Origin of the sequence: Actinoplanes sp. NPDC026670 (assembly GCF_040638175.1) — a bacterium.
Classification (GTDB): Bacteria; Actinomycetota; Actinomycetes; order Mycobacteriales; family Micromonosporaceae; genus Actinoplanes.
In genome coordinates this window covers 1-13,720 of record NZ_JBEZXU010000091.1, presented here as the reverse complement: position 1 = coordinate 13,720, position 13,720 = coordinate 1, and the positions used below count along the sequence as shown (strand labels likewise).

The window sequence follows — 13,720 nt, the reverse complement described above, 5'->3', positions numbered from 1 at the left end:
CACCCGGGCTTCGGGCATTTGCCGCCGTCGACATCGCTGGGACGCTGCCATGACGCGAAGCGTGTGCATCGCAGCGTCCTAGACAGAGCGGGCATCCCCACCCGGTTGGGGCCCTCGCGGGAGGTAAAAGTGGCAGTTCAGCAGCAGAACGTCGGAACTACCCAAGAGGGTATGGCCGCGGCCCGGGTCGAGTTCGAGGGCAAGGTCCAGATCTTCAACGGGCAGCTGTCCAGTGTGAACCAGGAGATGGCGGTTCTCCAGAGCACCTGGGACGGCACCGCGTCGTCGAACTTCAACCAGGCCATGGACAACTGGGAGGGCGGGTTCAAGCGGGTGATCACCGCCCTGATCAGCATGATCGAGAGCCTCGGCGGCAACGCGAAGCTGTACGAGGGCCAGGAGGACACCGCCTCGAACCTCGCCCAGCAGTGGGGCCAGGCGCTCGGCAACGGCGTCCAGGACACCCCGGTCGCGGCCCCGTCCGGCGGCCTGCCCGGCCTGTGACCGGTCACCCCCTTCCGGCCTTGCTACCGGCCTTGCTGCCGGCCTTGCTTCCGGTCTCGCTTCCGACCTCGCGAAAGGCGTCGAGATGAGCTCGTACAAGTTCAACTTCACCGTGGCCGACAACACCCTCGACCACATGGACACGGTCAACAACAACCTCAAGGCGGCGCTCGAGGAGCTGGAGAGCAACAGCCGGGCGCACCTGCAGGAGTGGACGGGTGACGCGCAGACCGCGTACGCCCACGCCGAAGCCGAGTGGCGGGCCGGTCTCCAGCAGATGGCCCAGGCCCTCCAGTCCGGCCGGGTCTCGCTTTACAACATCTCCGAGGGGTACGGCAGCGCCGAGCAGCGTGCCTCGCAGATCTGGGCCAACACCTACACCGGCCGCTGATCACGCGGATCCGGCCGGTCCACGACAACCGGCCGGATCCGGTCGCCCGCCACCCCTGGAAAGGAAGCCATGTCCGGCGAAGCACCCTCCGAGATCGCAGAGAAACTCGTCGACTCCGGGACCATCACCGAGGAGGAGAAGTACACCTACTTCGCGTGGGGTACCGAGTACAGCGCCGGCACGCCCGAGGAGAAGGCCACCCATGACAAGGTGGAGCAGCTCGTCAACGAGTGGAAGGACGGCAAACCTCCCACCCTGTCCGGCAACGAACCGAACCCGGACACGGAGATGCCGGAGGACAAGCCGAAGGACCCGCTGGACGATCCGGCGGTACTTCCACCTCCGCTGAACACGTCCGGGGAGAAGGGCGGCTCGGTCACCGTCAGCACCGAGGCGCTGCGCCAGTTCGCCAAGAATCTCAAGGTTCTCGAGGACCTGGTGGTCAAGGAGCACACCGCGGTCAAGGACGTGAAGATCGCGCCGGGCACGTTCGGCGCCGGGGTGCACATCAGCGCGGCCATCCAGACCGGGCTGCGCGGCGACACCCTGCGGTTCCTGCAGAGCGTCAGCGAGACGTTCACCTACATCCGCGCCGACATCGAGACGCTGATCACCGACTACGACTCCACCGAGGAGTGGAACGGGATCACCGCCCAGCAGCTCAACAACGTGTTCAACGACGCGTTCACGAACATCAGCCACTACGGGCAGTACGGCAACTCCAGCACGGACGGCACCGGCACCGAGAACGAAGGTGACGGCGACGGCGACGGCGAGGACACCTGACCGTCGCCCGCCCCGCCCGACATCCGAACCACGCTCCGCGAGCAAGAGGTAGCCACTGATGCCCGATCCGTCCAGTACCCCGCCGCCGCTGGTCTCGGTCGGGCCCAACGGCATCTACGCCAGCGGCGAGACCGGCAGCGAAGGCAACGTCTACGACTACACGGACAAGGACTGGAAGTGGATCGAGGCGGTGCTCACCGGCTCGTCGGCGGTGAACAACGCCGACGGGGCGGCCACCGCCGCCCAGAACGCGGCCTCGCTGGTGAACCCGGAGTCGCTGCGGACCGCCGGGAACATCTTCAACACCACCCAGTCGGTGATGCGTGGCGTCGCCCAGAACCTCGCCGCCCAGGTCAAGGGGCTGTCCGGCGAGGGCCGGGCCTGGCAGGGCACGGCCGCCGAGACGTTCAAGGCCAAGATGCTGGACGTCGCGAACTACCTCGAACGGCAGGCCGAACGGATCAACGGCGGTAGCGGCGACCTCGGCGTCTCGGTGCCCAACCAGCTGTTCCACAGCGGCAACATGCTGGAGTGGGCGCAGAAGGAAGTCCTGCACATCGACCACTTCTACGCCAGCTGGGCGTCGCAGTACGTCAAGGACTACGGCGACGGCGTCGTGCACGTCAGCGAGGTCGACGGCCTGCCCGAGATCATGACCAACGCCATGCGCGAGGTGATGGGCAAACTCGTCACCGAATACGTGCGGCTCGGCACCAGCGCGGTGAACACGCCACAGCCGATGAACGCGGAGACCGGCGGACCCGGCGCCGGTGGCTCCACACCACCGCCGCCGAGTGGCCTGCCGTCGTCGTCGGTGCCCTCGTACAGCCCGCCGCCGTTCCAGTCGTCGTCGCTGCCGCCGACCCCGTCGATCTCCAGCAGCGCGCCGCCCGCCCCGACCACACCGCCGGCCCCGAGCACCGGTCCGGTGCCGTCGGCCTCCGGCGGGCCTGCGCCGACCCCGCCGACCCTCTCCGCGGACGCCCCGGACGAGGTCACCGGCGGCCCGGACGCCCCCGGCCCGTCCGCCGCGGACATCCCGGATCCGGCCGGCGCCGACGTTCCCGACCCGCCCGGCGCGCCCGGCGCCGACCCGCCGGCCTTCGCCAGCGGCGGCGGACCCGACGGTGGCCTGCCCGGTTTCGACTCCGGCGCCTCCGGCCCGGGAACCGGCGCCAACGTCCCGATCCCGCCGGTCACCGGCAGCGGCACACCCAACCCCAACGGCAACGGCAAGGGGGGTACGGCCACCCCGCCCGTTCCCGAGTTCGACAGCGCCGACCCGCCGGGCGCCGGTGGTGGCGGCGGTGGCTCCGGGGCGTCCGCGCCGGGCTTCGGTGCGGCCGGTGACGCACCCGGAGCAGGCGCCCCCGACCCGTCGGACGCCGTCATCCCTCCACTGACCTCGGTCGACGCCCCCGTCGACACCGGCGCCGGCGGCCCGGCCGGGTCCGGTTCCGGCAGCGGGATCGGCTCCCCGCCGATGCTGCCGCCGATGACCCCGCCCCAGTCGGGCACCGGGACGACCGACCGCTCCGACTCGTCCGGCCTGGTCGGCGGCGACGCCGAGGACTGGCAGACCGGCGGCGTGCCAGGCGCACCGGACACCTCCGGTGGCGCCGCGCCCGGCGCGGGCTCCGGTGTGGAGACACCCGGCGGCGGTACGGTCCCGGCCGTTCCCGGTTTCGACTCGTCGTCACCCGGCGCCGGGTCCGGCGGCGCTCTCGGTTCGGGTGTGCAGACGCCTGTGTTGCCGCCGATGGCACCGCCGCAGTCGGGCACCGGCGCGACCGAGCGCCCGGATTCGTCGGGCCTGGTCGGCGGAGACGCGGAGGACTGGGAGCCGGGTTCGAGCCCGGGTGCGCCGGAGGCGTCCGGTGGCGCCGCGCCGGGCCTGGGTGGTTCCGGCTCGGGTCCTGGCGCTGCGGCGGGCGCGGGTGGTTCCGGCACGGGCCTGTCGCCGGTGCTTCCGCCCGTTGAGTCGCCCGGTGTGGGCAATGGTCCCAGCGGTCTCGGTTCGGGTGTGCAGACGCCGGTGTTGCCGCCGATGACGCCGCCGCAGTCGGGTACCGGCGCTACGGATCGGCCGGATTCGTCCGGTCTGGTCGGTGGCGACGCTCAGGACTGGGAACCGGAGTCGGTCCCGGGTGCTCCGGAAGCGGTCGGTGGTGCTGCTCCGGGTGCGGGCGGTCCGGGCTCGGGTCTGCCGTCGGCGATTCCCGCGGCGGAGTCACCGGGCGCCGGCCTCGGTCCTGTGCCGGTCACGCCGATCCCCGGGCCCGGCACGCCGGCGCCGGGGGCTGGGGTGCCCGCGACGGGTTCCGGTGTGCAGACGCCGATCATGCCGCCGATGACGCCGCCGCAGAGTCAGCGTGGAACGGCCGACCGGTCGGACTCGTCCGCGCTCGTCGACGGGACCGATGTGCCCTGGGAACGCGACTCCGGCGGCGGGACACCCGACGCTCCGGCCGGGGCTGAACCCGGGCATGCTACGGAGACCGGTGACCCGGTTCCGGCAGATGGCGGACAGGTGCCTCCGCCGCTACCGGTCGCGCTCGTAGCCGTACCACAAATGTCGGGAAGAGACCGCGACGATCCGCCGCTGGTCCTGCCGCCGTTGATCGGTGACGTCCGGCAGCGGCCGGAAAGGCGCTCGCAGAGCGGCGAACTGCTCGCCGAGGAGCGGCCCAGCTGGGCCGCGGCCGGCGACCTGCCGCCCGACCACGTCGCGATGGTCCGCGAATCCGACGACGACTTCGGTTCCTGGGACAGCGAACCGCTCCCGTGGGAGATCGCCGAGGAGGACGATCCGTCGTCGTGGGGCGGCCCGGAACCGGAGGAGAACGTCGTGCCGGCGCTGCCGGACGAACCGCCGCTGCCGCCGCCGACGGCGCGGCCCCGGCCGTCCGGGCAGTCCTATGAGGCGCTGCTGCTGGCCGAGATGCCGATCCGGTCCGGTGGCCCCGACCTCAGCCCCGACGACCGGGACCGGCTCGCCGCGGAACGCGCCGAACGGGTCCGCCGGTCCCGGATCGACATGGGCCTGGACCGGGACGACAGCGACGAGGAGGAACCGGCCGAACGCCGTGCCGCCGACCTCCTCGACCGGGACGCCACCGACTGGGGCGACCGCGACGACACCGTCGGCGGAGTGATCGGTTGAACGCCGCCGGAACAGAAAGCCGGGAAACATGAGCATCGTCACCGTCAAACGACCGCCGCGCGCCGACCCGCCGAAACTGCCCGACGGGCAGGTCGAGCTCCAGGAACCGCCGGTGATGGCCGAACCCGCCCAGCCCGACCTGCGGGCGTTCATGATGGTCATCCCGATGGGCCTCGGCATGGGCGGCATGTTCCTGCTCTACGGCATGTCCAACCGGTCGCCGGTGATGTACGTGATGGGCATCGTCATGGCGCTGGGCATGGTCGGCATGGGCGCGATGCAGATCGGCCGCAACGCCGCCGAACGCAAGACCCGGATGCGCAGCGAACGACGCGACTTCCTGCGCTACATCGCCCAGATCCGCAAGAAGGCCCGCCAGTCGGCCCGCGAACAGCGGCAGTCGGTGCTCTGGAACAACCCGGACCCCGGCTCGCTCTGGTCGATCGCGATGGGCAGCCGGATCTGGGAACGACGGCCCGGCCACGAGGACTTCGGCCGGGTCCGGATCGGGCTCGGCTGGCAGGGCTCGTCGGTCAAGTACGCGGCGCCGTCCACCAAACCGATCGAGGACCTGGAGCCGCTGTCGTCGATCTCGCTGCGCCGGTTCTCCGAGGCGTACCGGACCGTCTCCGGGGTGCCGATCTCGGTCGGCGCCCGCAGCTTCACCAGCATCGAGCTCGAAGGTGAACTCGACCGGACCCTGCCGCTGGCCCGTGCCATGATCGCTCAGCTGGTCACCTTCCACGCCCCGGACGAGCTGCGCGTCGCCGTGCTGTGCAGCCCGGCCGAACGCGAGAAGCACTGGGACTGGATCAAGTGGCTGCCGCACAGCGCCCACCCGTCCGCCGAGGACGCGGCCGGCCCGGTCCGGCTGTTCGCCGACGACCACGACCAGCTGCTCGAACTGCTCGGCCCGGACGTCACCGACCGCGGCGACCTGGACAGCTCGGTGGTGCCCAGCACGACCGAGCCGTACATCCTGGTGATCGCCCACCACACCGCCCTCCCGGACGGCTCGCGCCTGCTCGGCGAGGGCATCCGCAACGTCGGCCTGCTCGACCTCACCAACGAGCTGCCCGGCGGCCCACGGGTGCTGCGGCTGACCGTCGACGGCGAGCAGGTGACGTTCCCGGCCGGCGTCACCACCGGCACCGCGGTCCCGGACACGCTGAGCGTCGACGAGGCCGAGACCCTGGCCCGGATCCTCGCCCCGAAACGCACCAGCGGCACCCTGGAACTCGTCGACGAGCCGATGAGCAGCGACTTCGAACTGACCACGCTGCTCGGGGTGCGGGACCCGTACACCTTCGACGTGGCCGGGCTGTGGCGTTCCCGGCAGGCCCAGCGGGCCCGGCTCCAGGTGCCGATCGGGGTCACCGAGGACGGCGAGGTCGTCGAGCTCGACCTGAAGGAGTCCGCGCAGGGCGGCATGGGCCCGCACGGCCTGCTGATCGGCGCGACCGGCTCCGGCAAGAGCGAACTGCTGCGCACCCTGGTCTGCGCGCTGGCGATGACGCACTCCTCGGAGATCCTCAACCTGGTGCTCGTCGACTTCAAGGGCGGCGCCACGTTCCTCGGCATGGAACGGCTGCCGCACACCTCGGCGGTGATCACCAACCTGCAGGACGAGCTGCCGCTGGTCGACCGGATGCAGGACGCCCTCAACGGCGAGATGACCCGCCGCCAGGAGCTGCTACGCGCGGCCGGCCACGCGTCGCTGTTCGAGTACGAGAAGGCCCGCGCAGCCGGCGCCCCGCTCGCCCCGTTCCCGGTCCTGCTGCTCGTCGTCGACGAGTTCAGCGAGCTGCTGTCCAGCAAACCCGAGTTCATGGACCTGTTCGTGTCGATCGGCCGGCTCGGGCGCAGCCTGGGTGTGCACCTGCTGCTCGCCTCGCAGCGCCTCGACGAGGGGCGCATCAACCGGGTCGAGGGGCACCTGTCGTACCGGATCGCCCTGCGGACCTTCTCCTCGATGGAGTCCCGGTCGGTGATCGGTGTCGGCAGCGCCTACGAGCTGCCCTCCGAACCCGGCAACGGCTTCCTCAAGGTCGACATCACCAGCCTGATCCGGTTCAAGGGCGCCTACGTGTCCGGCCCCTACCAGCGGACCGTCGCGGCCGGCGGCGACGACCACCACGCCCGGGCGCTGACCGAGGTGCTGCCGTTCACCAGCGGCAGCGGCATGAACCGCCGGCGGCGCCCGGAACCCGAACAGGAGGCCGCCCGGCCCGCCGAACCGGAGGCCGCCACCGGCGAGGTCCGGCTGATGGACGTGATCATCGACCGGCTCGAGGGCGCCGGCGCGCCGGCCCGCCAGGTGTGGCTGCCGCCGCTGGCCGAAGCCCCCAGCCTCGACTCGCTGCTGCCCAGCGTGGTGCCCGACCCGGTCCGCGGGATGACCGTCGAGGCCACCGCGATGCAGGGCCGGCTGCGGGTGCCGGTCGGCGTCGTCGACCAGCCCGGCGAACAGTCCCGCGACCTGCTGATCGCCGACCTCGGCGGCGCCGACGGCCACGTCGGCATCGCCGGGGCCCCGCAGAGCGGCAAGTCGACCCTGCTGCGCACCCTGGTGCTGGCGCTGGCGCTCACCCACACCCCGCAGGAGGTGCAGTTCTACGGACTCGATTTCGGTGGCGGCGGCATCATGACCCTGACCGGGCTGCCGCACGTCGGCTCGATCGCGACCCGGATGGAACGCGACCGGGTGGTCCGCACCATCCAGGAGCTGCGCGCCGTGCTGGAACGGCGGGAGGCGGCGTTCGCCGAACACGGGTTCGAGTCGATCGGCGCGTACCTGTCGGCGCGGGCCCAGGGCCGGATCCGTGACCCGCACGGCCGGGTGTTCCTGATCGTCGACGGCTGGTTCACCATGAAGCAGGACTTCATGGACCTCGACCAGCAGTTCGGTGAGCTGGCCTCGCGGGGGCTGTCGTTCGGCATCCACGTGATCGTCACCGCCAACCGCTGGTCCGAGATCCGCACCTGGGTCCGCGACCTGCTCGGCACCAAACTGGAGCTGCGGCTCGGCGACTCGATGGAATCCGAGGTCGGCTCGCGCAAGGCCGCCTCGGTGCCCAGCCATCCCGGCCGCGGCCTGACCTCCGGCGGCCTGCACTTCCTGTCCGCGCTGCCCCGCCTCGACGGCCGGACCGCCACCGACGACCTGCCCGAGGCCACCAAGACGATCGTCGAGGAGATCGGCACCTTCTGGCCCGGCGACCCGGCGCCGCCGGTACGGCTCCTGCCGGCCCGGCTGCCCGCCGCCCAGCTGCCCGCCCCCGAACCGGAGCTGCGGATCTGCCTCGGCCAGGACGAGCAGCGGCTCGCCGACGTCTGGCACGACTTCATGGTCACCCCGCACCTGCTGGTCCTCGGCGACAACGAGACCGGCAAGACGAACATGCTGCGCCTGGTGCTCGACGCGGTGCAGCGGCGGTACACCCCGGACCAGGCCAAGGTGGTCATCGGCGACACCCGCCGGGACCTGGACAGCGCGATCGGGGCCGGCTACCGGGTCGGCTACGCGATCACCCCGCAGAACATGGCCGAACTCGCCAAACAGGCGTCGGTGTCACTGAGCCGCCGCCTGCCCGGCGCCGACATCTCCTCCGACCGGCTCCGCAAGCGGGACTGGTGGGAGGGCCCCGAGCTGTTCGTCGTCGTCGACGACTACGAGATGATGACCAACCCGGGCGGCCTCGGCTCGGTCCTCGACCCGCTCATCCCGATGATCGCCCAGGGCGCGGCGATCGGCTTCCACCTGATCATCGCGCGGAGCACGTCCGGGGCGATGCGGGCCATGATGGACCCGGCGATCCGGCGGATGTGGGAGCTCGGCACTCCGGCGACGCTGTTCTCCTACCCGAAGGACGAGGGCCGTTTCCTCGGCGAGGCGGCGCCCCGCAAGCTGCCGTCCGGCCGCGCCCAGCTGGTCACCCGCCGGTCGGTCCGGCTGATCCAGACCGGCGAGATGTGAACCTCAGGCCGGCACCGGGCTCCTCGCGGGCTCGGTGCCGAGCCGGGCCTCGTCGGAGACGGTGCGGTCGCGGAAGCTGATCCCGGCGTACGCCTCGTAGTCGGCGACCGTGCGGGCCGTCCCGCAGCGCAGCGGCCCGACCGGGTTGCGCAGCAGCAGGTTGCGGGCGGTCATCCGGCTCAGTTTGTCGCGGGCGCCCCAGCTCTTGAACACCTCGGCCCCCGGCTGGTGGTCGTCCCAGTGTTTGCGCCGGTAGAAGCCGCCGTAGTTGTGCCACATGAACGTGCGCACCGGATGGAACAGGTCCCAGCCCCAGGTGAACGCCCGCACCGACAGGGTGATCTCCTCGCCGTGGAAGTACAGCTCGGGGTCGTAGGGCACCTCGGTCACGAACGTGCCCGCCGCGAACAGGAAGTGCCCGGAGACGAACCGGGCCCGTACCGGCCGGTCCCGGTCGCGCCATCCGGGGATCGGCATCGGGCAGACCCGCGGGATGGTGTCGTCGCCGATGTCGAGCGCGGTCAGCACCAGCGGCTCGGCGTTGACGTCCGGCGCCTCGTCGATCTCGTAGACCGGCAGGTACGCCGACAGCACCGGCTTCGCCGCCGGCGCCGACCGCAGCTGGTGCACGATCTGGTCGTCCCAGGCCGGAGCGAACCGGTGATGGCTGTCGAACTGGAGGAAGTGGTCCTCGCCGTCGTACATCTTCATGCACTCCGCCCGGGCCCAGCAGGTGCCCTGGGCATCGCGCCAGTTCACGTCGAGCACGTCGATCCGGGGCAGGTCCCGCAGCGGGCTGATGTCCTCGTCGTCGCCGTGCTGCCAGCAGACGCCGATCCGTAGCCGCTCCGGGCGGCGCGCCTTGGCCAGCATGTCCAGCACCGTCGGCACCAGCTCGCTGTCCCGGTACGACGCGATCGACACGAAGATGGTCATGCTGCCACCCTCGGGTACCGCCGGGCCCGCTGGCGATGCCCACGGCCGTGAATGTGGCTCAAGGGGCACAACCGTGGTTCCTATGGGCCAACGTTTCTCCGGCCGGCGCCGGGCCGGTTGAAGATGCCTACGTGACAACCGCGTTGAACGGCGACCTGTGCCGGATCTCGGTGGAGGGACCGGACAAGCGGGTGGACCTCGCCGTGCCCCTGACCACCACGGTGGCCGCTCTGCTGCCGGTGCTGCTGCACCACACCGCCGTCGGCAAACTCGACCTCACCCGGCCCGAGGAGTCCTGGGTCCTGCAGCGCATGGGCGGCCGGCCGTTCGACCCGGCCGGCACCCCGGAGTCACTGGACTGGCTGGAAGGCGAGCGCCTCTACCTGCGCCCGGTCGAGAACCAGCTGCCCGAGATGCATTTCGACGACATCTCCGAGGGCATCGCCGAAACCGTCAACGAGCGGCGCGACAGGTGGCAGCCGGAATACCGGCGCCCGCTGTTCATCGGCGTGTCGGCCGCGGTCGTCCTGCTGCTGACCACGATTCTGCAGGTGGCGCCACCGGTGCTGCGGGCCGCCGCCGGCTTCGGCCTCGCGGCGGGCCTGCTGGTCACCGCCGTGCTCTACGCGCGGAACCTGGCCGACCGGGCACTGTCCACCCTGTTCGGGCTCTCCGCGATCACGATCGCCGGGATCACCGTCGCCGGTGTCGCCGGATCCGCCGCCGGGCTGGCCGCCGGCTGCGGCGCCGCCGCGGGTGTGGCGCTGCTGCTGGTGGTGGTGCAGCGGATGTGGGCGCCGAGCCTGCTCTACCCGGTCTACCTGACCGTCGCCGTTCTCGGCCTGGTGGTCGACGGTGTGCTCGGGCTGCGGGCGATGGGCGGCATGGACGCGGCAGCGGCCGCCGCCGTGGGCGCGGCGTTGCTGTTCGCGACGGTGCTGTTCGCCCCGAACCTGGTGCTGCGGGCCGGGCGGCTGCGCGGCCCGCAACTGCCCCGGACCGGCCGCGAGCTGCAGTACGACATCGAGCCCTACCCGGCCGAGGAGATGCAGCGCCGCGCCGACACCGCCCAGAACTACCTCAGCGTCCTGGTCGTCTGCGTCAGCGTCGCCCTGCCGGTGCTGTGGACGGTCATCCTGCCGGCCGGCGGCTGGGCGTCCTGGGCGCTGCCCGCGGTGCTCACCGTCGGGCTGCTGCTGCGCGCCCGGGTGCTGCTCAACGTCTGGCAGCGGGTGGCGCTGACCGCGGGCGGCGGCGCCGGCGTCGTCATGCTCCTGCTCGCCGCGGCCGCCGTGGCGACGCCCGGCTGGCTGATCGCCCTGCTGCTGGCGCTGCTCGTGCTGCTGCTGGTGACCGTGCTCGCCGCGATGCGGCCCTGGCCCCGGCGGCTGCTGCCGATCTGGGAGTTCACCGCGACGGTCTTCGACGTGATCGTCGGTCTGGCCGTCCTGCCGATCACCCTGCAGCTGACGCACATGTACGCGTGGGCCCGCGGCCTCTTCGGATAGGTGGAGCATGCAGACCCAACGTGACCACGTGCACGCCCACCAGTTCCAGATGGCGCGGATGAGCTCGGCGCTGCTGCTGGGCGACCCGTCGATGGCCGAGAACCCGATGCGCCGCACCACCCTTGGCCTGGGCGCCGGCGTCATCGTCGGGATCCTCGTGGTGATCTGCTTCGGCGTGTACGGCTGGATCGTCCCGGGCGGCAACAACTCCTGGCGCAAGGGCGGCTCGATCATCGTCGAGAAGGAGTCCGGCACCCGTTTCGTCTACCTCGACGGCCGGTTGTACCCGACCCTGAACCTGGCCTCCGCGATGATCCTCAACGGCGGCGCGAAGATCCAGCTGGTGTCCCGCAACTCCCTGGCCGGTGTCCCGGTCGGTGCGCCGATCGGCATCCCCGGCGCCCCGCAGCTGATGCCCGCCTCCGCCGCCGACATGCTGCGCGGCCCGTGGCTGGCCTGCCTCGGCGGGTCGGTCAGCGCCGCCGCCGGCGACCAGCTCGGGATCAACCTGGACCCGGCCGCGCCCGCCGCAGTCCTGCCGCCGGACCGGTTCGCCCTGGTCACCTCGGCCGGAAAGCTCCATCTGATCTGGCGCGGGCAACGTCACCTGGTCACCGGCGCGAGCATTCCGGTGGCGCTCGGCGCGACGAGTGTCGCACCGGTCCCGGCCCCGGCCGCATGGCTCGACACCGTCCCGGCCGGCGACCCGGTCACCGTGCCGGCCATCCCCGGCGCCGGTGACAGCGAGGTCACCGTGGACGGCCGCCGGGTCCAGGTCGGCGCCCTGTTCAGTCAGAGCGTCAACGGCGGCGAGCAGTACTTCGTGCTCCGCCGGGACGGCCTGACCGCGATCAACCGGACCGTGCTGCTGCTCCTGCAGACGGCGTACCGGACCCGGCCGGTCACCCTGGACGCCGCCGCGGTCGCCGCGGCCCCGCGATCGGCGGAACGGTCGCTGACCGCATTGTTCGACGGGCTCGCCGACGCCGTCCCGCTGGAGACCGGCCCGGTCCTCTGCCAGCGGCAGACCCCGTCCGGTAAGAACGGCATCGACAGCCAGGTGGTGGTCACCGCGCCCGGCGACGCCGCGCTCGGCGCGGACGGGACCGGGCGGGTACGGCTACCGGCCGGCGCAGGCATGGTGGTCAACCCGGTCCCGGCGACGACTCCCGGTGGGCTGCCCGACCCGTACCTGATCGCCGACCAGGGGCAGCGGTACCGCCTGACCGATCGGACCGCGACCTCGGCACTGGGTCTGGCCGACGGCTATCAGGTGCCGTTCCCGCGGGCCCTGCTGGCGCGGATCCCGGCCGGCCCGGACCTGGCCGTCGCCGCGATCACCACCTCGGTCACCGCCGGGTCCACTTCGATCACCGCCGGGACCACCTCGGTCAGCGCCGGGACCACCGGGGGCGGGCCGGCTGCCGGGCCGTCCGTGCCGCCGCCGGCCACTCCGGGCACCGTCCAGCTCAAGCCCCCCGCGCCGCCGCCGTCGTCAGGCGCCGCCGCCGGGGCGGGGAGGTAACAGATGTCGCTGCTGTCGTCGTGGCGCGGCCGGGGTGGCCGGGGCATGCCGCTGCACACCGTCGGCAACGCCTACGTGCTGTACTCCGCCGAGCAGATCAGCCCGCAGGCCCAGGCGCTGGCCCTGGCGGTGGCCGAGGACCCGGACAACGACGTCGTGGTCCTCGACGCGCCGGGCCGGATGTCGGTGCTGACCTGGGAGTCGGTCGCCGAGGCGCTGCCCCGCCGGCGTCGGGCCGGCATCCGGCTGGTGATCTGCGGCGACAACGCCGAACCGAGCAGCCTGGTCGGTCAGTGGCTGTCCGAACGGCTCAACCGGACCGTGGTCGCGCCGCACGGGGCCGTGCTGCGCGCCGCCGGTGGGGCGCTGTTCGTGCACTCCGGCGCGGGCACCGGCTGGATCCGCTACCGGCCCGGCCGCGAACCGCAGTGGGAGGGCAAACGCTTCCCCCGGCCGGAGTGGGACGCGCTGGCCGCCGAGGCCACCCCGACCAGCTCGACAGGTGTCGCCGAGCCGCTGCCGGGCGGCGTGTGGATCCACGACAGCACCGACGACGCCGTGGTCGCCCCGCACCGTGACTGGCTGCGGTCCAACGTGCCCTGCCAGCCCGGCACCCTGGTGGTGCTGCTCGGCTGCCCCGGCACCACCCGGCTGCCGCTCGACGACGTGCACCGCTTCTGGCGGCGCCTCGCCGAGGAGGACCGCCGCCGGGTCCGGTTCGTCGGGTACGGCCCGGTCGACACGCCCGGCCGGGACCCGTTCGGGCAGGCCGTCGCCGACACCCTGGCCACGCCGGTGATCTGCTACACCGGGGTCCCGGTCGGCCCGCCGGCCCGCTCCAGGTCCTCACGGATCGCGTGGTAGACGACCTCGGACTCGTACTGCGCGGCGACACCGGCGACCAGGCGCTGCTTCTCCGCCTCCGGGATGC

The 13,720-nt window shown here is 72.3% G+C and carries 9 protein-coding genes; 8 read left to right on the top strand and 1 reads right to left on the bottom strand.

Going from position 1 to position 13,720, the window contains the following annotated elements; translation table 11 throughout:
- The first annotated feature begins 171 nt into the window (after positions 1-171).
- From AB0E94_RS47620 to eccCa, 5 genes are all read left to right on the top strand, one after another.
- Entirely contained in the window at positions 172-504 is a 333-nt protein-coding gene (locus AB0E94_RS47620) for a WXG100 family type VII secretion target (protein ID WP_360341657.1), read from the top strand.
- 85 nt (positions 505-589) lie between these two features.
- Complete coding sequence (locus AB0E94_RS47615; RefSeq protein ID WP_360341654.1) at positions 590-895, top strand: WXG100 family type VII secretion target; 306 nt, start codon at positions 590-592, stop codon at positions 893-895.
- Positions 896-964: 69 nt separating this feature from the next.
- Positions 965-1,681, top strand: a complete 717-nt coding sequence (locus AB0E94_RS47610; RefSeq protein WP_360341651.1) for a hypothetical protein — start codon at positions 965-967, stop codon at positions 1,679-1,681.
- Between the two features lie 58 nt (positions 1,682-1,739).
- Positions 1,740-4,844, top strand: coding sequence for a hypothetical protein (locus tag AB0E94_RS47605; protein ID WP_360341648.1), 3,105 nt, complete (start codon positions 1,740-1,742; stop codon positions 4,842-4,844).
- Between the two features lie 28 nt (positions 4,845-4,872).
- On the top strand, positions 4,873-8,820 hold the full coding sequence (gene eccCa, locus AB0E94_RS47600; protein WP_360341646.1) for a type VII secretion protein EccCa: 3,948 nt from the start codon (positions 4,873-4,875) through the stop codon (positions 8,818-8,820).
- Positions 8,821-8,823: 3 nt separating this feature from the next.
- Here eccCa and AB0E94_RS47595 read toward each other — a convergent pair whose 3' ends face one another.
- On the bottom strand, positions 8,824-9,756 hold the full coding sequence (locus AB0E94_RS47595; RefSeq protein WP_360341643.1) for a GlcNAc-transferase family protein: 933 nt from the start codon (positions 9,754-9,756) through the stop codon (positions 8,824-8,826).
- A 131-nt stretch (positions 9,757-9,887) separates the two neighbouring features.
- On the opposite strand from AB0E94_RS47595, the gene eccD reads away from it, so the two are divergent.
- From eccD to AB0E94_RS47580, 3 genes are read left to right on the top strand one after another with little or no spacing between them, the layout of a single operon-like run.
- Positions 9,888-11,264, top strand: coding sequence for a type VII secretion integral membrane protein EccD (gene eccD, locus AB0E94_RS47590; RefSeq protein WP_360341640.1), 1,377 nt, complete (start codon positions 9,888-9,890; stop codon positions 11,262-11,264).
- Positions 11,265-11,271: 7 nt separating this feature from the next.
- Positions 11,272-12,789, top strand: a complete 1,518-nt coding sequence (eccB, locus tag AB0E94_RS47585) for a type VII secretion protein EccB (RefSeq protein WP_360341637.1) — start codon at positions 11,272-11,274, stop codon at positions 12,787-12,789.
- A 3-nt stretch (positions 12,790-12,792) separates the two neighbouring features.
- Positions 12,793-13,653 carry a hypothetical protein gene (locus AB0E94_RS47580; protein WP_360341634.1) on the top strand — a complete coding sequence of 287 codons (861 nt, stop codon included), beginning with the start codon at positions 12,793-12,795 and terminating at the stop codon, positions 13,651-13,653.
- Positions 13,654-13,720 lie beyond the last annotated feature (67 nt).